A 26,737-nucleotide genomic window follows, 5' to 3' on the forward strand; every position below is an offset into this window, starting at 1 on the left:
AGAAGAAGGTGCATCATCGAGACCATCAATGACATGCTCAAGAATACCGCACAACTGGTACACTCAAGGCACAGGTCGGTCAACAATTTCATCATGAGCATGATTGCAGCACTGGCGGTATACTGCTTCTTCGACAACAAGCCGAAAGCACTTAATGGATATTATATTGAGGACACCAAGCAACTTATGATGTTTTGAGAAATATTATCCCGAACTGGGGTTATCCATAGTTATTTTGAGTGCTCGAATGGATGTATTTTTATAATCGATTTAGTTCGCTCTGTCCGGCTGGCTGACCCTTATATTTCGATCGGGTCGGATTAAAGGAATAGGAGACGGGCAAGCTGATGACGGGATGCCGATAATCGACACGGTGCGAGGTATAGGTCTAGGCATATTGCGAATAACCCTTTTCCTTGGAATTGAACAGATCCAATACGCTCAACTTTACCCACCAGTTCTTCATATTCTTCTGAACAGCAATATCTACCCTGAGCGACGGTTCCGACATATATGTGTCTGCATTGCCCCTGAAATGTCCCCAAAATCCAAAGATAGTTATTATCAAAAGAAAAAGAAACACAAGTTGTTTTTGCAAGCGGGTAGGAATAGAACACACGATAGGACATCTTAAAAGTGATTACAGATTATCTCGCAACTTTTATAAAGGTGTGAAAGTAGATGCCGTAAATATAATGTTGGCAGCGGCGGCATATAACTTCAAAAGAGCAATGAAAGTTCTTTTGTGGTTTATAAAAACAAACACCGAAAAGTTAAATTGGGATAACTTTTCGGTGAAGTGGGCTTTTAAAGGAACGACTGCATATAAGCGCAATAACAGAAAGTTAGACTTGTGAACATCTCAGATACGCAGTAATCATTTACAAATCCTTTTGGAATAGGAAAGGAAAACTTAATCAAAGAATAGAAGAATTAGGAGACTGGAGTTTGGAATGATAGAATGTTAGACTTCTATGTTTTGCATATATAAAGAGTCTTTATAAAACCCTCATTATGAAAACTTTGCAATATAAGCACGTATATTCATAACGGTATAACTTCTCTCTGACCTATAAATTAGCACTTTATATTCTCCAATGGTTGTAAATAAAAGGAGTAAAGATTATAAAAACAGGTATGAACTGTTTATCATCTGCTATTATACTCTATTACTCCAAATGTCGGATGGAGCAGAATTAAATATTGAGCCATTGACACAGGCATATATAACAATATCACCAATGTTAGGTATATGAGGTTTTTATATATAAAAAATACGATTACTCTATACTTTCTTTCTTTTAGGTATTTTGATAGCTCTTTTGCAAAAAAAACGATAGAAACTTGCTTCTTCGCTTTTTTATTGCTACTTTCGCAAAAAAGAAATAGTATAATATACAAAAATATGCAATACCGACAATCTGATAGAAAGTTATATTTTCAAGAGCTTTCCACGACAAGCCGAAAATATTTTATTCCTTATATTGAAAAATATAAGGAAATAATTTGCGGAATGAATGTCTTGGAAATAGGTTGTGGTGATGGAGGAAATCTTTTGCCTTTTTCTCAAAAGGGATGCAACACCTTGGGAGTAGATTTGGCGGAATGCAGAATTAGTGATGCCAAAAAGTTCTTTCAAGAAGCTAATGCTACTGGAGAATTTATTGCTTCAGACATATTTGATATTAAAGGGATGGATGGTCTTTTTGATTTAATAATTTGTCATGATGTTTTAGAACATATAGATAATAAGTCTTTTTTTTTATCTTCCTTAAAAAGATTTCTTGCCCCACAAGGAGTTGTTTTTATCTCTTTTCCTGCGTGGCAAATGCCGTTTGGAGGACATCAACAAATTTGTAGAGGAAGAATCCTCTCTCATCTTCCGTGGTTTCATTTGTTACCTGAAGTTTTATACGAAAACCTTCTAAAACTTGGAGGAGAAAAAAATACAATAAAGGAATTACTTAACATAAAAAAAACAAAATGTCCAATTGAACTTTTTGAAAAATTGATTGATAAAAAGTTTAGTGTTCTTGATAGAACTCTGTTTTTCATAAATCCACATTATGAAGTAAAATTTAAGTTGCGACCTCGCCTTTTACATCCGATAATTGGGAAAACACCCTATATTCGTGATTTTTTCACAACGTCTTGCTTCTATTTATTATCATAATTTATTGAACAAGGTGACATTCCTTTCGAAAAATGATTTCATAATCTTAAAAAATTAATTAAAACCTAACAGCAATGAAAAATTTAATGGTTAAGAAGGTTGTTTCAACCTTAGTTTTTGCTCTTTTTTTGCATAACAGCGAATGCACAAATAAAGTATGATAGTAATGGTAGGCTAACCTTTGGTAACACTACTCCATTTAGTTCTTACGGCATTACTTTAAATAGTAATGGTATGTATTTTAAATGTAAAGACAGTAATTTCTTTCAAATTGACGTCTCACCTGTCGGTACCCGTTTGGCAAGTCATGCTGACCAAGTTGTATTCTACAATACACAGACAAGTACTTTCAACAGTATTCAAGTTAAGAATGTTTATAATTATTCTGATGCAAGAGCGAAATCTAATGTTCGTTCTTTGCAAAATGGACTAAATTACATTCTCAAATTACGTCCCGTGTCATACTCTTTTTCGGATAAACCAACTAGAGAGGCTTCTCTACTAAGGAAAGGAGGAGATGAAAGGGAAATAGGCCTACTCGCACAAGAGGTTGAGAAAGTTCTGCCAAATGTAGTTTTAACTGATGCGGAAGGTAAGAAATTGATTAACTATACTGCACTTATCCCTGTAATGATTGACGCTATCAAATCTTTACAAAAGGAAATAGAAGTTCTTAAAAATAAAAAATAAAATCTATGAGATACAAGAATTTTATACTACTTTATACGGCGTTGATTTGCTCTTCTGTGGTAATTATATCTTGTAGTGATGTAATAGATAATAATCTCATCAACAAGCCCGATAATCAAATTTCGACACGAGCAAGCCGTGGACGCCCTATGGATTATTATTATTGGTATAATGGTGAAAAGATAGGAATATCTTCTTTACGGAATTTATACTATATTTCATCCTCCGATAGTTCAAAATTAGTGTCTATTGACTTGAAAAATTCTACCGTTTATACAATTACAACTAAGCAAGCAGTACAAAGCCAAAGAGGCTCTCAGTCGCGTTTTTGGAAAATAGTTGAAATAAGACCGGTTGGTAACGTAACTACGAATGGAATTCTTAGTTCAATGACGCAAAAATTGAAAGGAAACAAAGATATTCAAGTTGCGCCCGTGTTTGGACTTGATGAACAAAACTATATATTAACAAGTGAGTATTTCTATATAAAGTTAAAATCACCTCAAGACTATAATATTCTCCAAAGCATTGCGAAAGACTTTGGAGCAAAGGTTTTAAAGGAAGTTGCTTACATGCCTAATTGGTACCTTCTAAAGTCGCCGATACATTCTAATGGTTTGGAAACTTCAAACAAAATCTACGAAACAGGTAAATTCGCGGATGTAGACCCTGCTTTTATATTTAATTTTAAGGCAAATAATTGTACCTCTGAACCTGATTTTAATCGGCAATGGGGACTAGAAAAAGTCAACGCATGCAATGCATGGAAATTAACTAAAGGCAAGTCTCAAATTACTGTTGCGGTTTTAGACCAAGGTGTAGATCAAAACCATAGAGAGTTCGCGAATAATTATAGTCCATTATCATATGATATACATAATGGTCATTCTCCTTCTGTTGTACGCGGAGGACACGGTACTCATGTAGGAGGTATTATAGGTGCAAACCACAATGGTATTCAAATAGCAGGGCTTGCTCCTCAATCTACAATTTTATCCATCAGTCATGGGCTGTACGTTTCGCCAACTATTAGTAGCGAGTTAGCAACAGGGTTTGGATATGCGACATCTCACAATGTGGATGTTATCAACAACTCTTGGGGAGATCAGGGTGGAGCCTATTACAAAGAAATGCATAGTGCTATCTTGGAAGATGCTATTAGGACCGCAATGACTTCTGGTAGGAAAGGGAAAGGAATGGTTGTTGTTTTTGCTTCTGGAAATTACAATAAATCAATGCCAGATTATCCCGCAAATTTCCATCCAGACATTCTTGTTGTTGGCTCCGTGGACCAATGGGATAAAAAATCTAGTTTTTCTTCCTATGGAAAAGCCCTTGATGTTGTTGCACCAGGAAGTAAGATTTTATCAACAGTTCCTAACAATGGTCTTGCTGAGATGAGTGGTACTTCTATGGCTGCTCCTCATGTGAGTGCCATAGCTTCATTAGTTTTATCTATTAATCCAGAATTAACAAGAAAAGATGTTGTAGATATAATAGAACAAACCGCAAAAAAGGCTGGAAGTTATGTCTATTCAACTATACCTGATAGAACGAATGGAACTTGGAATGAACAAATGGGATATGGTATCTGCGATGCCTTTTCAGCTGTGTCAGCAGCACAAAGAGGGATTGTTTACTTCTATGATCAAACTGTAACATCCAATAAAAATGTAGTAGGGTGGATTATTAAAGCAAAAAATTTTAATGTTATAAATAATTCGTATTTGAAGTTTACATATAGTAATAATGTAACAATTGATGCTCCATTCACTATAACGAAAGGTTCTGTATTTGAAATCTCCAAGAAATAATTATCGTTTAGAGAGTGTAAAGTAAACTGTGTCAGGCTACAATAAAAAGTAGTTTTACACAGTTTATTTTTTAAGATAATATCATCCAAAAATGCTTGATCGTCGAGTCTTGTAGTCAAAATTCCTAATTCTACCAATTTGTTCACAAATTCATCATCATCAAACAAAGAAGATTCTCCTTCTTCTTGTATCGTTACCAATTCTTCATACAAGTCTTTTTTCAACTCCAAGAAACTATTGTCCTTGGAGTTGAAAAGAAGACACGTGCCGTTTTGTTCAAAAAATAACACGTATTTAGATATGATCAAATCTTGCATATTTGCAGAATATGAATTTATGGCTTTGTCTTTACATCCGTATTTGTCGTATCCGTACTTGTTGAATCTGTTGGTAAGGACACATTATTTGGCTTGCAAATTGTAAAGCTCTTACAAAGGATAATACAGAATTTCTCGCTATTAGTTTGGCCCATTTCTCCACTACCGCCAAGTATCATTGACATCGTTTCTTCTTTAATGACATCACTCTGTTTGATCACTGTCAATCCAAATTTCTTTTTCATTGTTTTATCGTTATTTTTTGCCTACTCTTTGATATTAGTTTTTCGGCTTCTGCTCCTTTTATATCAGTCTGGTCTGCTTTATAATCTTGTCGACTTGATTATTTCTGTTACAAATATATTTGTATCTCCCAATTTTTCCACTACACAAAAGTGTAATTTTGAGTTTTTGACTTAAATATTACACAAAAGTGTAATCACACTGCCTTGCAAAGCTCACCATACTTGGAAAAGAAGCCTTTGATACCTCTTTTACTGGAACACACAGGAACGGTCTCCGATGTCAGATAGTCTATGGATCTTCCTATTTGGCGTGAGCCAAATCCCAAGACTTTCATTACTTTCAATAGTTTGCTGTCAATCTCTGCAATCATATAGCTGTACTTGTCCTCTACTATCAGCTTTACTGCCAAAGCCATTAGCCGCTTGAATAAAGTCAATGTTGATATTCCTGCTTCCTTCGCTACTGCAAAGCGTCCTATATGCCAAAAACTATATTTATTTTCCTGATGGATAGTATTCAGTGGGTTTATCCCATATATTTTTTCGATAGGAAGAGTCTTGTGCCTATCCCAATGAAAGCTCCTGATGCAGCCAATCATATTCCCAAAGGAATCTCTTGCAATATAGATATAAGATTTGTTATCATACAGATATTCCTCTTCTTCAAGCACGGATTCGATATCTTTGTTTATATCTTCCTCTGTAAAAGAAGATAAGTGATGAGAATAATTCTCTCTTACTATAAAATTGGCGATTTCATTCAGACAGGATTTATCTGCCATGAATATCTCATACTCTTTGAATGATGCAACTTTCTTTTCCATAAAAATTCTTTTATATTTAATTTTATACGGCAAAAATAGTGGCTCTTAAAATATGGGATACTACACTTTTGTGTAATCTCATAGTGTTATTTCGAAGAAAAAAAGTATTTTTGCCAGTAGTTTGAGCAAAAAACAAACTTATTTTGTATATGACAGATATAAAAGACTTCTTTATAGCATCGAAAACTGTGCATAATGCACCAGATTATGACTCAAATGTACTGTCCACATTGATTCATACAGTAGAGGCCTTTACACGTGTAACCTATCAGAGCATTTATTTGATAGATTATTATAAACAAGAGTTTCTTTATGTGTCGGACAACCCATTGTTTCTTTGTGGTCATACAGCAAAGGAGGTGAAGGAATTAGGATATAGTTTTTACTTGGAACATGTACCAGATGAAGAACAAAAAATGCTTGTTGAACTGAACGGTAGTGGCTTTAAGTTCTTTGATACCTTCGATAACGTTGATAAATACCAGTGCTCTATGTCCTATCACTTTCATCTGAAGAATGGAACGAAGAGTAAGCTGATAAATCATCGCCTTACTCCAATATTATTGACAGACGAGGGCAAAATATGGATTGGTATGTGCGTAGTATCTCTATCCTCGTATAAAACGGTGGGGAATGTTGAATTTCATAAAAATGGGCTGAACAAATTCTGGAAATACTCTTTCGAAGGACATTGTTGGAAAGAATGTGAGGAAGTATCGCTCAAAGAAGAGGAACTTGAGGTGTTGCGGTTGTCGGCAGCAGGGCTTACCATGACGGAAATTTCGGATAGGATGTGCCGTTCGTTAGACTCCATTAAATTCTACAAACACCACGCCTTTGAAAAGTTAGACGTTGCGAATATTACAGCTGCCGTCTCAAGAGCTGCTTTTAAAAAAATGTTCTGAAAATGAAACTACACTTACTGCAAAAGTGAGGAGAAATAGAATTTGGGGAAATAGTTCACAGGTTTTCCCGTAGCAAGATTGTACATCGCCGTTGTGCACAATCCTGCTGCGATCCATGATGCTATGGACAGTTGTGGAGGTGGAAGCATCTCGCTTTCTTCCCTATATTGAGTAACGATTTTATCCAACCATTCCTTTGGCTGATTCCAGAACGCCCCGTGCCCGGTAACATACTCAGCCACCTTCAGTTCAAACCCCTTTGGCTCATCAGTCAGTTCGGACAAGGAATGTCCCAATGGATCAACAACTGTAACAAAGCCTGCCCAACCGAAATTATACGGGTGTAGTACGGGGATATTCCTTTCTTTGCAGATTTTGTCAAAAACGAAAGGGGGCTTCATCCTTGAAATCCAATGCATTGATAGCCACATCATGCTCATTCAGTATATCTTCGATGTTGGCAGGAGTCAAGAATTCCGTATGGAAGTCTATCTGCGCATTGGGATTGATGCTTAGCAAACGCTCTGCCAAACACTCCGCTTTGTATCTGCCAATGTCATTCTCCGTATAGTTCTGCCTGTTAAGGTTGCTTAACTCTAACTTGTCTCCATCGACAATGGTGATATGTTCAAAGCCAAACCTCAAGGCACATTCCGCCACAATGCTGCCAATTCCAGCCCCTCCAAGGAATATCTTATACTCCTTTACCACGCTTTGCTCTTTCTCGCTCACATAGAGCCTGTTTCTGCTGTATCTTTCTTTCATAATCCACAATAATTTAGGGCAAAAGTAGATGTAATAAAACTTATATACTCTACACAAAAGTGTAATAATCGCCCGCCTTGCTGTTTTTTTTAGGTTTTATAACACTTATGTTTGCGATATGTTGCTATCCCTTATAATTCTCCTCCGGCAACATTTCCCAATCCGAAGCTTTGTAGAGTATCTTTCCTGCAAACTGTGTGTTGGAAATATTCTTCTTGTCCCGATGGTTCTGCAAGGTACGGAAACATATATACAATCACTTGCACACATCACCAATAGAAAGGACTGAAACGGATATAAGTACTAAGTGAGTTTCTTATCCCAAACTCGCGTAAGATAATGCTTCGGAAAAGTATATCACAGAGTGAGTGAACGAATTGCCAAAGAACAAGGCGAACCTCGTTCATTCACGATGCAGGGCTGTTAATAATTTAATAATGAATCTGTGCCCGGCACTTGCTACATATTGTTTCTTTGAGAACAAATGTACATAACGCCTATATTTGCGTATGTTTTTCAGTCGGTGTATGTTTACCCCAAATCTGTCATTAGACCGCATTTGCTTAGATTTGCCATTGCCGTTACGCTTCCCAAGTGCTTTAGCCCGCTTGCTGACATCTGCGCAGCCGTTTCATCCCGACGTAGCCCGCTACGCCTTCGATTAAACGGCTGCACATCTGCTCAACAATCGAACAAAATCGGTTGAGGGTTCTAATGACCGATTTGGGTTTACAAAGTGTCTTGTCTTAATATTTCATTCAGCGGTTTCAATACGAAGTCGCGTTCGTTTATGTGAGGGTGTGGTATTTTCAAATCCGGATCATTGATTGTTATGTCGTCGTAATATAATATGTCGATGTCTATGATGCGGTCGCTGTAGTTGCCGTCAACGGATTTCTTTTTTCTTCCCATATCACGCTCAATCTTCTGCGTATGTGTTAAAACCTCTCTCGGGGATAATTCGGTGTTGCAGCATATTGCAGCATTTGTGAAAAGGTTTTTCGAACAGAATCCCCATGGTTCGGTAACATGAAAAGTTGATTGACGTACCACTTTGCCAATCAACTTTCCTATTTCGGTTACGGCTTTCAGCAAGTTTTCTTCTCCGTTGCCGAGATTGCTGCCGAGACTTAAGTAAACAGTGTGCATCAGTCGTTGAGTATAAGCATTGCGTCTCCGTAACACCCCATTCGGTATCCGTTCTGTACAGCCATTTCGTAGGCTTCCATTACGAGATCGTACCCTCCGAATGCTGCCGTTGACATGAGCAGAGTGGAGTATGGGTGGTAGAAATTTGCAATCATTGAGTCTGCGAGTACAACGTCATGTGGCGGGAAGATGAATTTGTTTGTCCAACCCTCGTATTCCTTAAGCAGTCCGTCGGTTCCCACGGCAGTTTCCGTTGCTTTCAATACACTTGTCCCTACGGCGCAGATGTGTTTTCCGGCCTTCTTCGTGTCGTTTACCAACCTGCATGCCTCGGCATTTATAAACATCTGTTCCGAGTCCATCTTGTGTTTCGTAAGATCTTCCACTTCAATGTCGTGGAAATTTCCCAGTCCGCAGTGCAGTGTGATGAAAGCAAAATTTATTCCTATTATTTCCATGCGTTTCATCATTTCTCTGCTGAAATGCAGTCCGGCCGCGGGTGCCGTCACGGCTCCTTCGTTCTTTGCGAATATACACTGAAAATCGTTCATGTCGTCCTGTGTCGCCGGGCGTTTGTCAACCAAGTAGCGTGGCAGTGGCGCCTCTCCGAGTGCAAACAGTTCGCGTTTGAACTCATCGTGTGGGCAGTCGTACAGGAAACGCAACGTGCGTCCCCGGCTTGTTGTGTTGTCAATAACTTCTGCCACCATTGTCCCCGAGTCATCAAAGAACAACTTGTTTCCTATTCTGATTTTGCGTGCCGGCTCCACGAGTACGTCCCACAGGCGCATTTCTTCATTCAGTTCGCGCAGCAGGAACACTTCGATTTTTGCATCTGTTTTCTCCTTTGTTCCGAAGAGACGTGCGGGGAATACTTTCGTGTCATTGAATACGAACGTGTCTCCTTCGTCGAAATGTTCGAGTACGTTACGAAAGTCGAGAAATACGGGATTGCCTTCCTTGTCTTTCAGCGGTTCGCCGTTCTCATCGGTTTTATACATGTCTATCTTCTTCGACTCTCGGTGCAGAATCATCAGTCGGCATTCATCGCGATGGTATGACGGGTGCAATGCCACTTGTTCTTCCGGTAGTTTGAATTTGAATTGCGATAGTTTCATATTTGTTGTCGTTATTTATCTTTATCTTTAAACATTGATAATATTTTCTATTTCGCTCGATGGTCGTTGTTTAGCCCTCAATTTCCTGAGTGTCGAGCCATGGCAGGAACGTATCGAGTGTGTGACATTTGTCTATCATTGCATCGCCTACTCTTGTCCGGCGCAATGCCGTGAGATATGCTCCGCTGTCAACGGCCTTGCCGATGTCGCGTGCAAGTGCGCGTATATATGTTCCTTTTCCGCATACAACTCGTATTACGGCCTCCATTTTTTCGCTGTCGAACCGTTGTAATTCTATCTCGTCTATGCGTACGACTTTTGCTTTCAGTTCCACCTCGTGTCCTTTTCTCATCAGGCTGTATGCTCTTTTCCCGTTCACATTGCATGCGCTGTACGCCGGCGGCACCTGTTCTATGTCTCCGACGAATTGTTGCAACGTTTCTTCCAACAACCTGCGGTTGATATGTTCGGTGGGGTAGGTTGCATCTACGGGATGTTCCATGTCGTAACTTGCGGTGGTTGCTCCCAATTGCAGTGTCGCGACATACTCCTTGGTATGTTTCTGTAATTCCTCTATCCGTTTCGTCGCTTTTCCCGTGCAGAGCACAAGTACACCCGTGGCAAGCGGATCAAGTGTTCCTGCATGTCCCACTTTCACTCTGTATCCCATTCTCTTAGTCAGGACATATCGTATGTGAGCCAATGCCCCGAAACTGCTCATACGGTAAGGCTTGTCGATATACAGTATCTCTCCTTCTTTGAAATTCATCAGTCAACCATTGCGAGTGAATGCCCTGTAAGGAGCAGTATTATGATTATGCTTCCCACGATAATGCGGTATATGCCGAACATCTTGAATCCGTATTTTGACAGGAAGCCCACGAACCATTTCATTGCGAGCAGTGCAACGATAAATGCCACTCCGCTTCCCAACAGCAACATCATAATGTTATGTTCGGTAGCCCATGCCGTATCTTCTTTCATCAAGTCGAGCAAGTCGAGCAACGTTGCTCCTGCCATTGTAGGAACGGCGAGAAAGAAAGAGAACTCTGCGGCGTTGCGCCGTGTCAGCCCTTGTGCCATTCCTCCCACGATGGTGGCCATAGAACGAGACATTCCCGGTATTACTGACAGGCATTGGAACAATCCTATGTTAAATGCACGTCGTTCGTTGACAGAGTTGTTTTCCTTTCCATTGTTGAAAATACGGTCGCAGAAGAGCATGAAAACTCCGCCCAGCACCAATGTTACGGCAACAACTTCCACGCTGTCGAGCAGCCAATCGAGTACACCGGATTTCTTTGCGAGCAGTCCTATTACCACTGCCGGCATTACGCCAACGAGCAACAGCCAATAGAAATGGTAACGGTGTTTCAGACGTTGCCACATGCCGGCTCTTTGTGGAAGCGGCGTTCTGTTTATCTTGAAGAATTTCTTCCGGTAGAGACATACCACTGACAGAATTGCTCCAAACTGTATTATGAATGTGAAAGCATGCACGAAAGCAGCCAATGCCGGGTCATTCTGCATGCGTTCGGAAACCCCCAGCAAGTTCTGTGCGATAATCATGTGTCCTGTTGATGACACGGGTAAGAATTCCGTCAATCCTTCTATTATCGCTATGATGACCGTTTCTAATATTGTCATTCCTCCGTTTTTTTCTTGTTATTTTCTTTAGGTTTGTAGATTATTGCAATGATAATCGATACAAACCCGATGAAAGTAACCACCGGAGCCACTTTTATGCGTGTCGCACTGAATATATCGGTATTGAATGTTTGTTCCGTTGTTCCCGAGCCACTCATAAGCAGGAAGCCTGCTATTATTACTGCCACGCCTGCCGCGAGGAGAATGAAATTCGTTTTGCCAAAAGCAAGGTTTCTCTTATCCATTATGATATTATATGTTTAATCATCTTTGTTTGCACCATTTCCAATCATTTGTCGCTGCCTCTAAACTTTGTAGAGGTCGCCTGCTTTCATCCGCAGGAAGCGATTGACGGAAACATAACTGCAGAAAGTTGTTATTATAATGCCGAACAGAAGTATCGTACCTCCGGTTATGGCGAGTATCTCCCATGTCATCACGTTCAATATCCCGGGTGTCTGTGCATACCACGCATATACCGCACCGCCGAGTACGGCAATGGCAACAATGGCCGCAACCACGCCTATGACAATGGCGCGCCAAATGAACGGGCGGCGAATGAAGCCCCACGAGGCACCCACCAATTTCATAGTGTGTATGTTGAAACGACTGGAATAAACTCCCAAACGCACATGGTTGTTGATTAGCGAAAATGATATTATTGACAGCAACACTGCCAGCACGATGAGTACTATGCTTGCCTTGCCGATGTTGTCGTTTACTTGATCCATCAAATCCTGTTGAAAATCAACCTCTTTTACTTTTTGATGTTTCTTCAGTCCGACACCTATCCATGCCATTGAGTCGCGGTTGGCGTAGTCGGCTTTTAGGTTTAATTCGAGCGATGCGGTGTAGAAATTATGCCCGATGAACTCTGTCGGGTCAACTCCCATGGCTTTCGTCTCCTCTTTCAACACCTGCTCTTTGCTTATGTATTTTATCTGTCGGACATATCTTTCCCGCTCAAGCGACTTTCTCATTTGAGCAACTTCCGGTTCTGTTACATCTTCCGACAACACAAGAGTCACAACAAGATTCTCTCTTACCAACAGCGACAGATTGCGGGCAGAAAGCACCGACAGAACTACCAATCCGACTAAAACCAGCACCAATGCAGTGCTTATACACAAAGTAACAACCTGCAGACTGCCTCGCCTGCCGGACTTATTTCTTTTTCTTACCATTTGTTTTCGGCCGTAATACACCTAAGTTGCCGCAAAGTTACTAAAAAAAATATGCGAAACAAACAGATTAACGACTTTTAACGCCTTGCTTTTCTTTTCTTGCATTTCATTATTTCCTTTCATTTTTATTTCACTAACTTTGCCCCTATGAGTACCATAATCTATCCATCACCTGTATTCGGTCCTGTACACAGCCGTCGTCTCGGGGTTAGTCTCGGCATAAACCTTATGCCGGGCGATGGTAAAATTTGCACATTCGACTGCATCTATTGTGAGTGCGGCTTTAACGGCGACCACCGTCCGCGTCTCAGACAACCATCGCGAAGCATGGTGGCAGAAGCACTTGAAGAGAAACTTAAGGACATGCGTGAGAACGGACCGATTCCGGACGTGCTGACTTTTTCAGGTAACGGAGAGCCGACATGTCATCCGCATTTTGCCGAGATAATAGATGATACGTTGCGATTGCGCGACAAATATTTCCCCGATGCGAAAGTCAGCGTGTTTACCAATGCCACATTGTTGCATCTGGATAAGGTGCATGACGCGCTGATGCGGGTGGACAACAATATCGTGAAACTTGACACCGTAAATCCTAATTATATAAATAAGGTGGATCGTCCCGCCGGAACATTGTATGATGTTGAGCAGGTGATAGAGGGTGTGAAACGTTTCAAAGGGCATGCCATAATACAGACGATGTTCATGCAGGGGACAAGCAATGGTGTTGATGTTGACAATACGGGCGACGAATATGTCAATCCGTGGCTTGAAAAAGTCAGAGAGATTGCCCCCGAAAGAGTTATGATATACACCATCGACCGCGAAACACCCGACCGCGGATTGAGGAAAGCACCGCGCGAGGTGCTCGACAAAATTCGTGACCGCGTAATATCCGCAGGCATTCCTTGCTCCGCTTCATATTGAATATCTTCTTTCCATAATATAAAAAATCCCGCTTTCCGTAATGGAGAGCGGGTTTTTCTTGAAGCCTTAAGCGTGTTTGCTGTTTCGTGATTATCGGCGCAGACCCAATGTCTTTATTATCGCGCGATAGCGTTCGATGTCGCGATCTTTCAGATAATCGAGCAAAGCACGACGCTTTCCTACCATTTTCATCAGTGAACGAGCGGTAGTATGATCTTTACGGTTTTTCTTCAAGTGCTCCGTCAGGTGGGAAATACGGTATGAGAACAGTGCTATCTGGCTTTCGGGTGAGCCGGTATCAGTGTTAGACTTTCCGTATTGTCCAAAGATCTCTTCTTTCTTGGCTTTGTCTAAATACATAGCGAATTGTTGTGAATTAATTAATTATATTTTGAAAATCGGCGGCAAAGTTACGGCTTTTTATCCTTATTGCCAAACTTTTCAGTTGTTTATTTCTTTCTTTCTGCGTTTTTTCCACTCGAAGAACGTTCCTACGCCTATTGCCACAAACAGCAGTGCGTAGGCTGTGTATGCCACCGTTTCGGTGTTGTCCACCGATTTCGGGTGGAACATCAGTTCAACTTTGTGGTTGCCTGCCGGCATCTGAAGTGCGCGCAGCACATAGTCGGCTCGTCCCACCTCGGCGGGTTTACCGTCTATCGTTGCCGTCCATCCCGGGTAATATATCTCTGAAAACACCACTATCCCGCCCGTTGTCGATTTCACGTCGTACGTAAGATGGTTCGGTTTGTACGATGTAAGCGTTACTGTTGCCTCTCCGGTCTGTTCTTTCGACTGTCTCAGGATTTGTTCGAATTTCTTGTCTGCAACGGCTTCATGGCGCAGTGCAATCTTCCCGATGGCTTCCAACTCGTCGTCGGCATTGTCGGCATACTTTATCTTATCTACAAACCAGCCGTTTCCGTAACCGTAAGGATTCTTTACGGGGACTGTCTGTCCTTCTTGCAGCGGCATTATGAAATAGCGCGTGTTCAGCATGTTGAGTACCGGGAACAAACTATCTCCGTTCAGTTTTGTCATGTCGCCCATTGCATCGGCCACGGCAGGGACGGTGGCAATCATCTGCGGGGCTATGTATTCCTCTATGAGTTCTTGATAGCGGCGCAGTTTTGCGGCGTGGTATCCGCCAATGCTCTTGTGATGGAACGAGGTGTTGTTCTCGTTGAAAGTGTTAGTGGCAAAGTTCAGTACGCGGAAATTGCCCAACGAGGTTTTGTCGTTTAGTATATGTTCGTCGGTCAGTGTCATCTCAATCGGTGCCTCGCGTTCCCACGCACTTACGAACATGTCATCGTTTAGGTATCGCTTGTCAATCTGCCATAAGTCGATTAGGCATAGTGCAAGCAGCGAGAATGTCATCGTTGTTACACCAAGTTTTTTCGCCTTGAACAGCAACAATATCAATGTTCCCACAACGATGATGAAGAACGAACGCCAGCAGTCGGACGTGAACATGGCCTGTCTCATCTCCCTTATGTTGAGGAGCAGCGAATTAAGTACGTCTGCCGGGAACTTTGAAAGTTCGCTCATTTCGGAAGATGAGATAAAATCGCTGAAGAACAGCGTCGGTGCCAAGGCAAAGAGCAGACACAATCCTGCGGTCAGCATGAAACTTGCATAAACCCATTTTATCTTCTTCGTCAACACCTCCGGCTCGTCTATCACCTTTTTCAGTGCCAGCATTGCCAGCAGTGGGATTGTGAACTCGGCTATAACCAATATCGATGCCACCGTCCTAAACTTGGAGTACATGGGGAAATGGTCTATGAAGAAATCTGTGAGCGGCATGAAATTGTGTCCCCAAGAAAGTAGTATCGACAGCACCGTGGCTGCCAGCAAAGCCCATTTTACCGAACCTTTCACTATGAACAATCCCAATACGAACAACATCAGTACGAAAGCACCCACATATACGGGACCGCTCGTTCCCGGCTGTTCACCCCAATATTGCCCCATTCGATTGTACATCTCGGCAAATTCCGGTTCGGCTTTCTCCATTGCCGTTTTGTTCATTGCGATAGGCATGCTTGCTCCTCCTTTTGTGTTCGGAATCAACAGTGTCCATGTTTCTCCTATGCCGTAACTCCATTGGGTTATGTATTCTCGTCCCAATCCACTGTCTGTTTGGTCGGCCGACTTACCTTTTGCGAGTTCTGTCTTGCCCCTCATAGACTCCTTTTGGTATTGCCATGTGTGATATAGGTTCGACAAGTTTATCGCTATGCCTATAGCCGCTCCGGCAATGCATACCACCGTGGCTTTCAGGAAGAGTTTATGCTGTTTCTGCCGTATGGCTTCCACGAGGAATGCTATTACGAGGAATGCTATTATGAACAGATAATAATATGTCATCTGCACATGGTTCGCTTTCACTTCGAAAGCCGTGAATATCGCCGTGACGATAAACCCTCGCAACAGTTTGCCCCGGTAGGCAAGCACCACTCCGGCAATCATGGGCGGCAGATAAGCGAGTGCCATTACCTTCCACAAATGTCCTGCGGCAATTATGATTAGAAAATAACTGCTGAAAGCCCACATCACGGCTCCGAGTGCCGCCATCCATTGACGGAAATCGAAAGCTCGAAGAAGAATGTAGAATCCCAACAAATAGGAAAAGATTAGCCACACGTTCTCCGGAAGCCACAAGTGATAGGCATTTATGGCCATGTTCAGTCCGTCGGTACTGCTGTACGACGGGGCAATCTGGTAGGTTGGCATTCCGCTGAAAGCCGAGTTTGTCCACCGCGAGTGTTCGCCCGTCTGTTCATGAAATTCCGTCAATTCGCGCCCCAATCCTTTTCCTGCAGAGGAGTCGTGACGGTAGAGTATTCTTCCTTCGATGTTTGCGGGGAAGAAATATGCAAACGATATTATCACAAAAAGTACCACGACGATTATGTCGGGCAAATATTGTTTTAAGGTTTTCATCGTGTGTTATAATTGATGTATGTCTTTTCCGACCGCAAAATTAAATATTTTTTTTGAGATAATTGCTTGATAACTGAAAAATAAGTAACTTTGCAGAAAACTTTTTGCATTATGAGAATAGGAATTATAGTGGCCATGGAGAAGGAACTGCGACAGTTGCGCAACCTTCTCGAAGGCGAAAGGATAGAGAAGAAAGGTTCTCGCGAGTTCTACCTCGGCACAATAGACGGCAACGAGGTGGTAATGGAGCAGTGCGGCATAGGCAAGGTGAACTCGGCACTCGGTGCGGCAGAGATGATTGCCGGCTTTGTTCCGCAACTCGTAATCTCCACGGGAGTGGCGGGCGGAGCCTCCGTAAACCTCAAGATAACAGAGGTTGTGGTGGCACGGGAGTGTGTATATCATGATGCTTATTGCGGCAAGGAGTGTGAGTTCGGACAGGTGATGGGCATGCCGGTGCGATATGCCGCAAAAGAGGAACTCGTCGAAAAAGCCTTGACACTCAACTCTCTCGGCAGAGGCTTGCCCCACATCCATGCCGGACTTACCGTTACCGGCGATTGGTTTGTTGACTCGAAGGAGAAAATGAACGAGATTCTCGTAAAATTTCCGGAGGCAATGGCGGTGGATATGGAGAGTTGTTCGATAGCACAGACATGCCACATACATGGAGTGCCGTTCGTCTCTTTCAGGATAATAAGCGATATTCCGCTCAAAGATGCCGATGCGGCAATGTATTTTAATTTCTGGGAACGGATAGCAAAAGGTTCGTTCGAGGTAACGAGGGCATATCTCGAACAGTTGGCATGATGCCGTGCTGAAATTCGGTCATGTATGTTCTTACAATCCAAATTCTACGGTACAAGATTGCAACATTCCGATTTTTCGACACTATGTAATTCAGATTGAAATATTATATCATGGAAAAAATACCTTCATTCACCATAAATCACGAGTTGCTGTTGCGCGGAATATACGTCAGCAGGAAAGACAACGTAGGCGGGGAAACCGTCACCACGTTCGATATTCGCATGAAAGAACCCAATCGCGAACCCGTGTTGCACAACGGTGCGATACATACCATTGAACATCTTGCCGCAACCTTTCTTCGCAATGATGAACAATGGAAAGACAATATTGTGTACTGGGGACCTATGGGTTGCCTGACGGGCAACTATCTTGTGATGAAAGGCGACCTTTTTCCGCATGACATAATCGACCTTATGCGCCGTACGTTCCGTTTCATTGCCGACTATGATGGTGAAATACCCGGTGCATCGCCGCGAGACTGTGGCAACTGGTTGATGCAGGATTTGCCCATGGCTCGTTTCGAGGCTCGCAAGTTTCTCGATGAAGTGCTGGATTGTATTTCGGAGGAGAATCTCGTTTATCCTTGATACTATGCCGTGCGCCTCATTATCTTGGGGAAAAGCCAAGTCTGCATGACACCCCGGACTACGAGGAAGCATATCATTGCAAGCCAAAGACCATGATTCCCCATCGCACCCGAGGTAAGCAGATAAACGATGAAGAATACCGAAGTGGCAACAAACATCGTTTGAAACATTTGTCGCGAGGCGGTAATACCGATGAATATACCGTCCCATATAAATGCCGCCAAACTACAGAAGGGTAGGAGATATGCCCAACGTACATACTCCGACGATGCTTTAACAACAGTCTGTTCGTCAGTGAGCAGCATCAGAAAATGTTTTCCGCCGATGACGTATGTGGCGGTAAATGCCGTTGCTGCAACCATGCCCCATAAGAAAATACGGCGAACGGTGAGACCGATATATCTCTTTTTGCGCTCGCCGTAAAATTTTCCGCTTAGAGCCTCGCCGGCATTGGCAAATCCGTCCATTATGTAACTCACCAAGATATATAGTTGTGTCAGAAGTGTGTTTACGGCAAGAACCACCTCGCCCTGCCATGAGCCTGCACTCGTGAAGAATAAAAGAACGCTCACTATGCAAAGGGTACGGAAGAAAATGTCGCGGTTGAGTACGAAGAATTGTTTGTACGAGGTTGTCTCTCCGCCGTTCTTTCCTGTGTTGGGAGAGAGATAGTAAAACGGCGAATATAGTTTCCCGAACATCTTTTTGTTTGAAAAATATTTGCGCCGGCACAGCAACAATCCCATAACAAAGCCGCACCATTGTGCCGTCAACGTGCCGAAAGCAATGCCTTCAACCTGCATTCCGAAACCGAAGACCAATAACAACGACATCAATATGTTCACAATGTTCTGGATAATGGCAATGGTCATCGGTATGCGAGAGTTCTGCATGCCTATGAACCACCCCGTGAGAGCGAACTGTCCGAGCGTTGCCGGTGCTCCCCAGATACAAATGTTGAAATAAGACACGGCAAACTGTCTTACTGCATCCGTGGGGCGCATTACAAGAAATGCCGTCTCGCGTATTGGTATTTGCAGTAATATAAGCAGCAACGCAAATCCTGCCGATATGGATAAACTTCGCACAAGCAGTCTCACTATGTTCTCTTTGTCTCTGCGTCCGTACGACTGTGCGGTAAGTCCGCTCGTTCCCATGCGCAGAAAACCGAAGTTCATGTAAATGATATTGAACAAGATACCGCTCAAGGCTATTGCCCCGATGTACGATGCCGCTCCGAGATGTCCCGTAATTGCGACATCGACAAGTCCCAGCAGTGGCACCGTGATGTTGCTCACAATGCTCGGTACGGCTATGTCGAATATCTGTTTGTCTATCTTTTTCATGTTTTTTCTATTCTGCGAATGATGTAAAAGAATAAATCCCCAAGAACCTTTCTCGTCATGGGGATTTCCTTTTTATTCGCTGCATGTCTCTTTCATGGCTTTCTTTCTTTGGTCATGGTCGAGTATGGTTTTGCGCATTCGCATCGACTTTGGTGTTACCTCAACATATTCATCACCTTTTATGTATTCCAGACATTCCTCAAGACTCATAACAGTCTTGGGTATGACGCGTGCTTTCTCATCGCTTCCCGAGGCACGCACGTTGGTTAGTTGCTTTGTCTTTGTCACGTTTATCACGAGGTCGTTGTCGTGTACATGTTCTCCCACAACTTGTCCTGCATACACATCCTCGCCCGGGTCTATGAAGAATTTGCCTCGGTCTTGCAATTTGTCTATCGAGTATGCCACTGCCGTACCGGTTTCCATGGCAATCATCGAACCGTTTATTCTGCGTGTTATTTCGCCCTTGAACGGTCGGTATTCCTTGTATCTGTGTGCCATTATCGCCTCGCCCTGACTTGCTGTCAGTACGTTTGTGCGCAGTCCTATTATACCTCTCGACGGTATGTCGAACTCGATGTTCACGCGTTCAGCCTGACTTTCCATCGATGTCATCTCTCCTTTTCGCTTCGTAACTATGTCTATCATTTTCGATGCGAACTCCTCCGGTACGTTTATGGTAAGTTCTTCGATGGGTTCGCAGCGCGTTGTTACGGCTGCTTTATCTTCGGTTTCCACCCATTTTTCTCCATCGTTTACCATATCCTTGTATATTACCTGCGGCTGTCCCACTTCCAATTCGTATCCTTCTCTGCGCATTGTTTCTATGAGGACAGACAGGTGCAGCACTCCTCGTCCGCTCACGATCCACGAGTCTGTGGAATCTTTGTAAGGCTCGACCCTCAGTGCGAGGTTTTTCTCCAATTCCTTTTGCAGTCTGTCGTTGATATGCCTTGACGTGCAGAATTTTCCTTCTTTCCCGAAGAAGGGCGAGTCGTTTATTGTAAACAGCATCGACATCGTGGGTTCATCTATGGCAATCGTTGGCAGAGCCTCGGGTGTTTCGTAGTCGCAGATGGTGTCACCTATTTCGAAATGTTCGAGTCCTATCACTGCGCAGATGTCTCCCGATGCTACTGCATCGGTCTTAACGTGTGTCATTCCCTCGAATGTATGCAGTTCCTTTATCCTTGTTTTCTCCATTGTTCCGTTGCGGTGTGCAATGGTAATGTTCATACCCCCTTTAAGTGTTCCGCGTTGTACACGTCCCACAGCTATGCGCCCGGTGTATGAGGAGTAGTCGAGGCTCGTTATGAGCATTTGCGGAGTGCCCTCCAATTTTTTTGGTTTCGGTATAACCTCCACTATTCTGTCGAGCAGATAAGTTATGTCGTTTGTCGGTTTCGAGTAGTCTTCTCCCATCCAACCGTTCTTTGCAGAGCCATACACCACGGGGAAATCGAGTTGGTCTTCGTTTGCATTTAGTGCAAACATAAGGTCGAACACCATCTCATACACTTCTTCCGGGCGACAGTTGGGTTTATCCACTTTGTTCACCACCACTATCGGTTTAAGTCCTATTTCCAATGCTTTCTGCAGCACAAAGCGTGTCTGTGGCATCGGACCTTCAAAGGCATCTACGAGCAAAATGCAACCGTCTGCCATGTTGAGTACGCGCTCCACCTCTCCGCCGAAATCCGAGTGCCCCGGTGTGTCTATTATATTAATCTTTGTTCCTTTGTATTTTATCGAAACGTTTTTCGATAGTATTGTTATACCGCGCTCACGTTCAAGGTCGTTACTGTCAAGTACTTGGTCGCTTAAATTCTGTCCTTCACGGAACAGGTTGCCTGCGAGCATCATCTTATCCACGAGTGTTGTCTTTCCGTGATCTACGTGAGCTATAATCGCAATATTCCTAATGTCATGCATTCTTATATATCCTTTTTATCGCGTGCAAAGTTAGTGCAAATCGAAGACAATACAAAATAAATATCATTTATTTTTATTATTGAGACGAATGCCCAAACATTAAAAATGTAAGTGCAAATCGTTGATTGTCAGTCTTTATTGCTGAAAAAGGCGTTTTCGTGTCTTGAAGATTTGCATGTTCTTAATGCCTTGTGTGCTTTTTGTGTGTTTCCCAATCTTTCTTGTCTTCCCTACGTTTCATGACACATAGTTGGTACAAATCAAAAAAACAACGCAAAACAATTCATTTTTCCCTGCATGCCAATCTTATTGCGTCTGTGAGTATTTCCGAGTGGTCGAATGCCAGTTCGGGAAGATTGTCGATCGGAAACCATCGAGCCTGTTTCGCATCGTCTTGTCCCACGACCTTGCACACCTTGTCAATGACGGCATAGAACGCTATGGTGACCACGCGTTCCCTCGGGTCGCGGTCAACTCTTGAGTAAGCGCCAGTCTGGGCGACCTCTTTTACCGATATGCCCGTCTCCTCCTGCAATTCTCTCACCGCCGCTTCCTCGGCACTCTCGTCTATATTCATAAATCCTCCGGGCAGTGCCCACATTCCTTTGCACGGTTCGTTCTTACGTTCTATGAGCAGTACTTTTGTCTCTCCGTCCTCTTTGGCGAACACTGCGCAATCTACTGTTACCGCAGGATGCGGATATTTATATGTATATACGGCCATTGTTCTCATTTTGCTGCAAAGATAATGAAATTCCTTTCAAATACTTGTCGTTCGTGGAAAATAACACACTATAATTTTGTCGTTTTGCCGTTTTATGCTAATTTTGCGTTATGGAATTCAGAACAGAGGTTAAGATAGACCGCCCCGCATGGAGGATAGAGCCGTGCGAGCGGATATTGTTTGTGGGCAGTTGTTTTGCCGACAGCATAGGCAGACGCTTCCGTGAAGAGGGATTTCCTGCGGTTGCAAATCCGTATGGCACAATGTATAATCCCGCCAGCGTGATGCACACGGTGGAAAGGTATTTGCAGGAAACCGCCGATGTGGCGGCCGAAAAGCCGGACATCTGCTTCATAACCCTCGGCACGAACCACATATATATATTGAAAGAGACGGGCGAGATAGTGGATAACTGTTGCAAACGCCCGCAATGTCTTTTTGAAGAACGCGAACTTACGGTGGAAGAGTGTGCCGACTATCTGAAAAAGACCGTCGCAATGCTTGTCGAGCGGAATCCCACAATACACATCGTGCTTACCGTGAGTCCGATAAGATACAGAAAATACGGCTACCACGAGAGCCGTATTTCAAAGGCGGTATTGCTGCTGGCAACAGATGTTTTGCAGAAAACGTTCGGCATCCGGCACTCTGCTCTCGACGTTGCCATATCCTATTTCCCCGCATACGAAATTCTCGAGGACGAACTCCGCGACTATCGTTTCTATTCCCCGGACATGATACACCCGTCGGAGCAGGCGGTGGAATTTATCTGGGAGCGACTCACTGAAAGTTATTTTTCCGACCACGCAAGGCGGTATCTCGATGAGTGGAAACCGATTAAGGAGGCGATGGGGCACAGACCGTTCAACGCAGAAGGCGAGGAATATCGTCTGTTCGTGCGAAAAACGAAAGAAAAGATTGCCGCATTCTCGCAAAAATACCCTAATTTTGCACTCCCCGCAGAGGGACGACATTTCCTCGAAGACCGATAAAACAGAAGAGAAATATGTATCCGATAGACAAAATCGCCACATTGATAAATGCCCGCCGTCACGGCGACAACGACGCAAACATCGACAGGTTGCTTACCGACAGTCGCAGCCTGCGCTTCCCCGAGGTAACACTCTTTTTCGCAATAAAGACCGAGAGAAACGATGGAAGCAAGTACATCGGAGAACTTTACCGCAACGGAGTGCGCAACTTTGTGGTGGAGACACTGCCCGAAAACCGCGAAAAAATGTTTCCCGATGCCAATTTCCTGCTTGTGCCATCAACGTTGAAAGCACTGCAACGCCTTGCCGAAAAGCATCGCGAGAGTTTCGATATTCCCGTCGTGGGCATAACCGGAAGTAACGGCAAAACGGTGGTGAAAGAGTGGCTCTGCCAACTTCTCATGCCTACACGGGTGGTTACGCGCAGTCCGCGTTCGTACAACTCGCAGGTCGGCGTGCCGCTGTCTGTGTGGCTTCTCAACGAGAGAACCGACATAGGAATGTTTGAAGCGGGAATTAGCAAGACGGGAGAAATGGCTGCACTAAGCGAAATTATAAAGCCAACCATTGGTGTCGTGACAAATATCGGACAGGCTCATCAGGAGAATTTTATTACCGCAGACGAGAAATGCCGTGAGAAACTGGCTCTTTTCGGCCATGCCGATGTGGTGTTCTATAACGCCGAAGACGAGACGATAAAAGCAAACATAGATATGCTGACGTGCAAGACCGTCCCTTTCCACCCATATAACGGACAAATACCTTTCATAGACCGCGCATCGAAAGAGAATGCCGGGGCATGTGCGGCGGTGGCGGCTTACCTCGGACTCGACGAACAACAGATTGCCGAAGGAATGGCAAAACTCGAACCGGTGGCGATGAGGCTCGAAGTGAAACAGGGACGGCACGGCTGCATATTGATAAACGACTCGTACAACTCTGACATCAACTCGCTCGACATCGCTCTCGATTTCATGCAGCGCAGACAGGAACTTTCTGCCGCGGAAGACGCGAAAACGAAAGCGGCAAAACTTACACAAACCCTCATATTGAGCGATATATACCAAAGTGGAATGCTCCCGAAGGTGTTGTACGGACAGGTGTCCAACCTCGCAAAGGAACGAGGTGTGAAGAAAATAATAGGAATAGGAGAAGAAATATCGGAGCACGAGGACGTGATGGACATCGAGGAAAAACACTTTTTCCGTACCACCGACGAGTTCATCGCAAGCGATATTGCCGCCCGCATGCACGATGAGATGATTCTCATAAAAGGTGCAAGGAGTTTCGGTTTCGACCGTATAACTGAAATGCTTGAGCAGAAGGTACACCAGACCATTCTCGAGGTAAACCTTAATGCCGTGGTGGAGAACTTGAATTACTACCGTTCTTTTCTGCGACCCGAAACGAAGATTGTGTGCATGATAAAAGCGGATGGCTACGGAAGCGGTGCCGTGGAGGTGGCGAAAACACTCCAAGATCACCGGGTAGACTATCTTGCAGTGGCAGTGGCAGACGAAGGAGTTACGCTGCGAAAGGCGGGGATAACGGGCAACATAATGATAATGAACCCCGAGATGACGGCTTTCAAGACGATGTTTGACTACGGACTCGAACCGGAGGTGTATTCCTTCCGCCTGCTCGAGGAACTTGTAAATGCCGCACGCAGGGAGGGCATAACGGGATGGCCGGTGCATGTGAAACTTGACACGGGAATGCACAGACTGGGTTTTAATCCGCACGAGGACATGCCGCGACTTATCGAACGCCTGAAAAATCAGGCTGCGTTGACACCACGCTCGGTGTTCAGTCATTTTGTGGGAGCCGACAGCGACGATTTCGACCGTTTCTCGGCAATGCAGTTCGAATTGTTCGACGAGGCGAGTCGCCGCCTGCAAGCGGCTTTCACGCACAAAATACTGAGACATATAGACAACTCGGCAGGAATAGAGCATTTTCCGGAAAGGCAGTTGGACATGTGCCGGCTGGGACTCGGACTGTACGGGGTGGACAGCAGAGACAACCGCATATTGAACAATGTGTGTACGCTGAAGACGACAATCTTGCAGATGAGGCGTGTGTCTGAGAGCGAGACGGTGGGATACAGTCGTCGCGGAGTGCTGTCGCGAGACAGCATGATAGCCGCAATTCCAATCGGATATGCCGACGGACTGAACCGACGACTTGGACGAGGACGCGGATATTGTCTCGTAAACGGGCGGCGCGCACCATACGTAGGGAACATCTGTATGGACGTTGCAATGATTGATGTCACCGACATCGACTGTCGTGAGGGCGACACCGTGGAAATATTCGGCGACAACCTGCCCGTCACGGTGCTGAGTGACACGCTCGATACCATACCGTACGAGGTGCTTACCGGTATCAGCAATCGCGTTAAACGGGTATATTTTCAAGACTGAACGGCGTTGTTTTAACGCCTTACACACTTTTGTTCGCCTTACACCCCTCGGTCAGAAACCGTCTTATCTTGCGTGCCTTGTCTCCGCAGGCAGTTCCATACCGCTTTCCGAACGGAATGTATTTGCATCTGAATCCGGTAATATTTTTGCTTGTGAGGAACTCGTCGGGAGTATCAACAGGCTTGCTTGTCACTGCGATATACATTTTACCGAGTTCTCCCATGTTGACGACATGTCCGTTCTGCATTGCCCGCCTTATGGTTTCGTATAGTTCTTTTATCACAAGTCTCACGTCGGATGCCTTTGCCGTGCAGTTTTCCTGTATTTCAAGTTCAATGTCTTCGAGATTTATCTCGGTGTTTTTAACTGTGCGGGCATAGTATTTCCCGTAATTTTTGTCGTTTCTGATGACGTTGCGCATCAATCTGAATCTTATAGCCATATTCTTTATTTTTTTGAAATGTTATTGTTGTTATCGTGATGCAAAGGTACTCGGTTGTATGTGCCGAAACCAAATAACGACAGACTACTTATGTGCTACATAGCCGTCCCTTAAAAACTATATTTCAGCGTGAAGTTTGTAAAATCGAAGTTCACGCTGATTCTTTTTATAAGCTACAAAAGAACTCTCATAGCTCTTTTGAAGTTATACGCCGCCGCTGCCAACATTATATTTACGGCATCTCCTTTCACACCTTTATAAAAGTTGCGAGATAATCTGTAATCACTTTTAAGATGTCCTATCGTTGGTTCTATTCCCCTGTACGCTTGCAAAACAACTTGTGTTTCTTTTTCTTTTGATAATAACCATCTTTGGATTTGGGGGACTGCGGTATTGGTATCTTTGTTGTTCCGACTTGCTTTATTCCTCCATATCCTCTGTCATCCTCTGTCCCCCGCCAAGTTATCAATGCACCTGCCGGTCATTCTTTCCGTTTGTTGCAAGGTCGCTTCCATGGTATGTCCGTCATATTCATTCCTGAAAGAAACGGCGGCAAGAATAATTCCCGAGAATGAAGGGATAAAGGACGCTTTGTTTCCAAATTCGTATTTTTTGTGTTCCTTGCCTTTGCCGATACATTGTACTTCGGGTTCGTGAATGGAATATATCTTATCGCGGCTGTTACGTTTTTGAGAAAGGATCTTATGGAAGAGTCCAAACATCTTTTCATAACCTTTCTTGTCGGGAAGGTTGCGGTCAAGTTCCCTGACCAAA

25 protein-coding genes and 6 pseudogenes are annotated in these 26,737 nt (G+C 43.7%); 12 read left to right on the forward strand and 19 right to left on the reverse strand.

The window, feature by feature from the left end; translation table 11 throughout:
* On the forward strand, positions 1-198 hold a 198-nt coding region (locus tag EII32_RS09770; protein ID WP_233582373.1), incomplete at its 5' end, for a transposase.
* 190 nt (positions 199-388) lie between these two features.
* Here EII32_RS09770 and EII32_RS12730 read toward each other — a convergent pair.
* Entirely contained in the window at positions 389-511 is a 123-nt protein-coding gene (locus EII32_RS12730; protein ID WP_255416461.1) for a hypothetical protein, read from the reverse strand.
* A gap of 27 nt (positions 512-538) precedes the next feature.
* Between EII32_RS12730 and EII32_RS09780 the strand changes: the two are divergent.
* From EII32_RS09780 to EII32_RS09795, 4 genes and pseudogenes are all read left to right on the forward strand, one after another.
* A pseudogene (locus EII32_RS09780) lies at positions 539-857 on the forward strand (transposase); the annotation flags it as partial.
* A 548-nt stretch (positions 858-1,405) separates the two neighbouring features.
* Complete coding sequence (locus tag EII32_RS09785; RefSeq protein WP_125235246.1) at positions 1,406-2,173, forward strand: class I SAM-dependent methyltransferase; 768 nt, start codon at positions 1,406-1,408, stop codon at positions 2,171-2,173.
* Between the two features lie 117 nt (positions 2,174-2,290).
* On the forward strand, positions 2,291-2,863 hold the full coding sequence (locus EII32_RS09790) for a tail fiber domain-containing protein (protein WP_125235225.1): 573 nt from the start codon (positions 2,291-2,293) through the stop codon (positions 2,861-2,863).
* Positions 2,864-2,868: 5 nt separating this feature from the next.
* Positions 2,869-4,677 carry a S8 family peptidase gene (locus tag EII32_RS09795; protein ID WP_125235226.1) on the forward strand — a complete coding sequence of 603 codons (1,809 nt, stop codon included), beginning with the start codon at positions 2,869-2,871 and terminating at the stop codon, positions 4,675-4,677.
* Positions 4,678-5,011: 334 nt separating this feature from the next.
* Here EII32_RS09795 and EII32_RS09800 read toward each other — a convergent pair whose 3' ends face one another.
* Both EII32_RS09800 and EII32_RS09805 read right to left on the reverse strand, forming a co-directional pair.
* Positions 5,012-5,239, reverse strand: coding sequence for a hypothetical protein (locus tag EII32_RS09800; RefSeq protein WP_125235227.1), 228 nt, complete (start codon positions 5,237-5,239; stop codon positions 5,012-5,014).
* Between the two features lie 194 nt (positions 5,240-5,433).
* Positions 5,434-6,063 (reverse strand): hypothetical protein, encoded by a 630-nt coding sequence (locus tag EII32_RS09805; RefSeq protein ID WP_125235228.1) that lies wholly within the window; start codon positions 6,061-6,063, stop codon positions 5,434-5,436.
* 149 nt (positions 6,064-6,212) lie between these two features.
* Between EII32_RS09805 and EII32_RS09810 the strand changes: the two genes are divergently transcribed.
* Positions 6,213-6,968 carry a helix-turn-helix domain-containing protein gene (locus EII32_RS09810; RefSeq protein ID WP_125235229.1) on the forward strand — a complete coding sequence of 252 codons (756 nt, stop codon included), beginning with the start codon at positions 6,213-6,215 and terminating at the stop codon, positions 6,966-6,968.
* A 14-nt stretch (positions 6,969-6,982) separates the two neighbouring features.
* On the opposite strand, the pseudogene EII32_RS09815 reads toward EII32_RS09810, so the two are convergent.
* Positions 6,983-7,733: pseudogene (locus EII32_RS09815) on the reverse strand (ThiF family adenylyltransferase).
* Between the two features lie 124 nt (positions 7,734-7,857).
* Positions 7,858-7,989, reverse strand: a pseudogene (locus EII32_RS12550) (DNA-binding protein); the annotation flags it as partial.
* A 112-nt stretch (positions 7,990-8,101) separates the two neighbouring features.
* On the opposite strand from EII32_RS12550, the pseudogene EII32_RS12555 reads away from it, so the two are divergent.
* Positions 8,102-8,227, forward strand: a pseudogene (locus tag EII32_RS12555) (IS982 family transposase); the annotation flags it as partial.
* 235 nt (positions 8,228-8,462) lie between these two features.
* On the opposite strand, the gene folK reads toward EII32_RS12555, so the two are convergent.
* The 6 genes from folK to EII32_RS09850 all read right to left on the reverse strand — a co-directional run bounded on the left by folK (position 8,463) and on the right by EII32_RS09850 (position 12,831).
* Complete coding sequence (gene folK, locus EII32_RS09825) at positions 8,463-8,882, reverse strand: 2-amino-4-hydroxy-6-hydroxymethyldihydropteridine diphosphokinase (RefSeq protein ID WP_125235230.1); 420 nt, start codon at positions 8,880-8,882, stop codon at positions 8,463-8,465.
* Positions 8,882-10,000, reverse strand: a complete 1,119-nt coding sequence (gene queA / locus EII32_RS09830; RefSeq protein ID WP_125235231.1) for a tRNA preQ1(34) S-adenosylmethionine ribosyltransferase-isomerase QueA — start codon at positions 9,998-10,000, stop codon at positions 8,882-8,884. Before queA ends, folK begins: the two co-directional genes overlap by 1 nt.
* A gap of 70 nt (positions 10,001-10,070) precedes the next feature.
* Positions 10,071-10,769 (reverse strand): tRNA pseudouridine(55) synthase TruB, encoded by a 699-nt coding sequence (truB, locus tag EII32_RS09835; protein WP_125235232.1) that lies wholly within the window; start codon positions 10,767-10,769, stop codon positions 10,071-10,073.
* Positions 10,769-11,647: an undecaprenyl-diphosphate phosphatase gene (locus EII32_RS09840; RefSeq protein WP_125235233.1), complete on the reverse strand. Its 879-nt coding sequence runs from the start codon at positions 11,645-11,647 to the stop codon at positions 10,769-10,771. Before EII32_RS09840 ends, truB begins: the two co-directional genes overlap by 1 nt.
* On the reverse strand, positions 11,644-11,892 hold the full coding sequence (locus EII32_RS09845; protein WP_125235234.1) for a DUF3098 domain-containing protein: 249 nt from the start codon (positions 11,890-11,892) through the stop codon (positions 11,644-11,646). Before EII32_RS09845 ends, EII32_RS09840 begins: the two co-directional genes overlap by 4 nt.
* Before the next feature lie 60 nt (positions 11,893-11,952).
* Positions 11,953-12,831: a cell division protein FtsX gene (locus tag EII32_RS09850; protein WP_125235235.1), complete on the reverse strand. Its 879-nt coding sequence runs from the start codon at positions 12,829-12,831 to the stop codon at positions 11,953-11,955.
* Positions 12,832-12,978: 147 nt separating this feature from the next.
* On the opposite strand from EII32_RS09850, the gene EII32_RS09855 reads away from it, so the two are divergent.
* Entirely contained in the window at positions 12,979-13,758 is a 780-nt protein-coding gene (locus tag EII32_RS09855; protein ID WP_125235236.1) for a radical SAM protein, read from the forward strand.
* Positions 13,759-13,848: 90 nt separating this feature from the next.
* Here EII32_RS09855 and rpsO read toward each other — a convergent pair whose 3' ends face one another.
* Positions 13,849-14,118, reverse strand: coding sequence for a 30S ribosomal protein S15 (gene rpsO, locus EII32_RS09860; protein WP_125235237.1), 270 nt, complete (start codon positions 14,116-14,118; stop codon positions 13,849-13,851).
* 81 nt (positions 14,119-14,199) lie between these two features.
* The gene (locus EII32_RS09865; RefSeq protein ID WP_125235238.1) at positions 14,200-16,707 is read right to left on the reverse strand and encodes a YfhO family protein; all 2,508 of its coding nucleotides are present in this window, start codon (positions 16,705-16,707) and stop codon (positions 14,200-14,202) included.
* Positions 16,708-16,818: 111 nt separating this feature from the next.
* Between EII32_RS09865 and EII32_RS09870 the strand changes: the two genes are divergently transcribed.
* Both EII32_RS09870 and EII32_RS09875 read left to right on the forward strand, forming a co-directional pair.
* Positions 16,819-17,517, forward strand: a complete 699-nt coding sequence (locus EII32_RS09870; protein ID WP_125235239.1) for a 5'-methylthioadenosine/adenosylhomocysteine nucleosidase — start codon at positions 16,819-16,821, stop codon at positions 17,515-17,517.
* Between the two features lie 110 nt (positions 17,518-17,627).
* A complete protein-coding gene (locus EII32_RS09875) occupies positions 17,628-18,104 on the forward strand; it encodes an S-ribosylhomocysteine lyase (protein ID WP_125235240.1) in 477 nt (158 codons plus the stop codon).
* Positions 18,105-18,106: 2 nt separating this feature from the next.
* On the opposite strand, the gene EII32_RS09880 is transcribed toward EII32_RS09875, so the two are convergent.
* The 3 genes from EII32_RS09880 to EII32_RS09890 form a co-directional block, all read right to left on the reverse strand.
* Positions 18,107-19,450 (reverse strand): MATE family efflux transporter, encoded by a 1,344-nt coding sequence (locus tag EII32_RS09880; protein WP_125235241.1) that lies wholly within the window; start codon positions 19,448-19,450, stop codon positions 18,107-18,109.
* A 72-nt stretch (positions 19,451-19,522) separates the two neighbouring features.
* On the reverse strand, positions 19,523-21,382 hold the full coding sequence (typA, locus tag EII32_RS09885; protein WP_125235242.1) for a translational GTPase TypA: 1,860 nt from the start codon (positions 21,380-21,382) through the stop codon (positions 19,523-19,525).
* 283 nt (positions 21,383-21,665) lie between these two features.
* Positions 21,666-22,115 (reverse strand): NUDIX domain-containing protein, encoded by a 450-nt coding sequence (locus EII32_RS09890; RefSeq protein ID WP_233582374.1) that lies wholly within the window; start codon positions 22,113-22,115, stop codon positions 21,666-21,668.
* Positions 22,116-22,216: 101 nt separating this feature from the next.
* On the opposite strand from EII32_RS09890, the gene EII32_RS09895 reads away from it, so the two are divergent.
* On the forward strand, positions 22,217-23,098 hold the full coding sequence (locus tag EII32_RS09895; protein ID WP_125235243.1) for a GSCFA domain-containing protein: 882 nt from the start codon (positions 22,217-22,219) through the stop codon (positions 23,096-23,098).
* A 14-nt stretch (positions 23,099-23,112) separates the two neighbouring features.
* Positions 23,113-25,521, forward strand: a complete 2,409-nt coding sequence (locus tag EII32_RS09900; RefSeq protein WP_125235244.1) for a bifunctional UDP-N-acetylmuramoyl-tripeptide:D-alanyl-D-alanine ligase/alanine racemase — start codon at positions 23,113-23,115, stop codon at positions 25,519-25,521.
* 19 nt (positions 25,522-25,540) lie between these two features.
* Here the strand turns inward: EII32_RS09900 and EII32_RS09905 are convergent, their stop codons facing one another.
* The 3 genes and pseudogenes from EII32_RS09905 to EII32_RS12845 form a co-directional block, all read right to left on the reverse strand.
* Positions 25,541-25,963 carry a hypothetical protein gene (locus tag EII32_RS09905; RefSeq protein ID WP_125235245.1) on the reverse strand — a complete coding sequence of 141 codons (423 nt, stop codon included), beginning with the start codon at positions 25,961-25,963 and terminating at the stop codon, positions 25,541-25,543.
* A 188-nt stretch (positions 25,964-26,151) separates the two neighbouring features.
* A pseudogene (locus tag EII32_RS12840) lies at positions 26,152-26,397 on the reverse strand (transposase); the annotation flags it as partial.
* 6 nt (positions 26,398-26,403) lie between these two features.
* Positions 26,404-26,737 (reverse strand): annotated as a pseudogene (locus EII32_RS12845) (IS5/IS1182 family transposase); the annotation flags it as partial.

The organism is Prevotella sp. OH937_COT-195, from assembly GCF_003932845.1.
Lineage (GTDB): Bacteria > Bacteroidota > Bacteroidia > Bacteroidales > Bacteroidaceae > Prevotella.

Excerpts from the sequence above, each read along its gene's own strand:
- EII32_RS09850 (WP_125235235.1), bottom strand. The coding sequence starts at position 12,831 with ATGGTAAGAAAAAGAAATAAGTCCGGCAGGCGAGGCAGTCTGCAGGTT.
- EII32_RS09810 (WP_125235229.1), top strand. The coding sequence starts at position 6,213 with ATGACAGATATAAAAGACTTCTTTATAGCATCGAAAACTGTGCATAAT.
- folK (WP_125235230.1), bottom strand. The coding sequence starts at position 8,882 with ATGCACACTGTTTACTTAAGTCTCGGCAGCAATCTCGGCAACGGAGAA.
- EII32_RS09880 (WP_125235241.1), bottom strand. The coding sequence starts at position 19,450 with ATGAAAAAGATAGACAAACAGATATTCGACATAGCCGTACCGAGCATT.
- rpsO (WP_125235237.1), bottom strand. The coding sequence starts at position 14,118 with ATGTATTTAGACAAAGCCAAGAAAGAAGAGATCTTTGGACAATACGGA.
- EII32_RS09890 (WP_233582374.1), bottom strand. The coding sequence starts at position 22,115 with ATGAGAACAATGGCCGTATATACATATAAATATCCGCATCCTGCGGTA.
- truB (WP_125235232.1), bottom strand. The coding sequence starts at position 10,769 with ATGAATTTCAAAGAAGGAGAGATACTGTATATCGACAAGCCTTACCGT.
- EII32_RS09865 (WP_125235238.1), bottom strand. The coding sequence starts at position 16,707 with ATGAAAACCTTAAAACAATATTTGCCCGACATAATCGTCGTGGTACTT.
- EII32_RS09785 (WP_125235246.1), top strand. The coding sequence starts at position 1,406 with ATGCAATACCGACAATCTGATAGAAAGTTATATTTTCAAGAGCTTTCC.
- EII32_RS09845 (WP_125235234.1), bottom strand. The coding sequence starts at position 11,892 with ATGGATAAGAGAAACCTTGCTTTTGGCAAAACGAATTTCATTCTCCTC.
- EII32_RS09900 (WP_125235244.1), top strand. The coding sequence starts at position 23,113 with ATGTATCCGATAGACAAAATCGCCACATTGATAAATGCCCGCCGTCAC.
- EII32_RS12730 (WP_255416461.1), bottom strand. The coding sequence starts at position 511 with ATGTCGGAACCGTCGCTCAGGGTAGATATTGCTGTTCAGAAGAATATG.
- EII32_RS09905 (WP_125235245.1), bottom strand. The coding sequence starts at position 25,963 with ATGGCTATAAGATTCAGATTGATGCGCAACGTCATCAGAAACGACAAA.
- queA (WP_125235231.1), bottom strand. The coding sequence starts at position 10,000 with ATGAAACTATCGCAATTCAAATTCAAACTACCGGAAGAACAAGTGGCA.
- typA (WP_125235242.1), bottom strand. The coding sequence starts at position 21,382 with ATGCATGACATTAGGAATATTGCGATTATAGCTCACGTAGATCACGGA.
- EII32_RS09800 (WP_125235227.1), bottom strand. The coding sequence starts at position 5,239 with ATGAAAAAGAAATTTGGATTGACAGTGATCAAACAGAGTGATGTCATT.
- EII32_RS09805 (WP_125235228.1), bottom strand. The coding sequence starts at position 6,063 with ATGGAAAAGAAAGTTGCATCATTCAAAGAGTATGAGATATTCATGGCA.
- EII32_RS09795 (WP_125235226.1), top strand. The coding sequence starts at position 2,869 with ATGAGATACAAGAATTTTATACTACTTTATACGGCGTTGATTTGCTCT.
- EII32_RS09895 (WP_125235243.1), top strand. The coding sequence starts at position 22,217 with ATGGAATTCAGAACAGAGGTTAAGATAGACCGCCCCGCATGGAGGATA.
- EII32_RS09855 (WP_125235236.1), top strand. The coding sequence starts at position 12,979 with ATGAGTACCATAATCTATCCATCACCTGTATTCGGTCCTGTACACAGC.
- EII32_RS09840 (WP_125235233.1), bottom strand. The coding sequence starts at position 11,647 with ATGACAATATTAGAAACGGTCATCATAGCGATAATAGAAGGATTGACG.
- EII32_RS09870 (WP_125235239.1), top strand. The coding sequence starts at position 16,819 with ATGAGAATAGGAATTATAGTGGCCATGGAGAAGGAACTGCGACAGTTG.
- EII32_RS09875 (WP_125235240.1), top strand. The coding sequence starts at position 17,628 with ATGGAAAAAATACCTTCATTCACCATAAATCACGAGTTGCTGTTGCGC.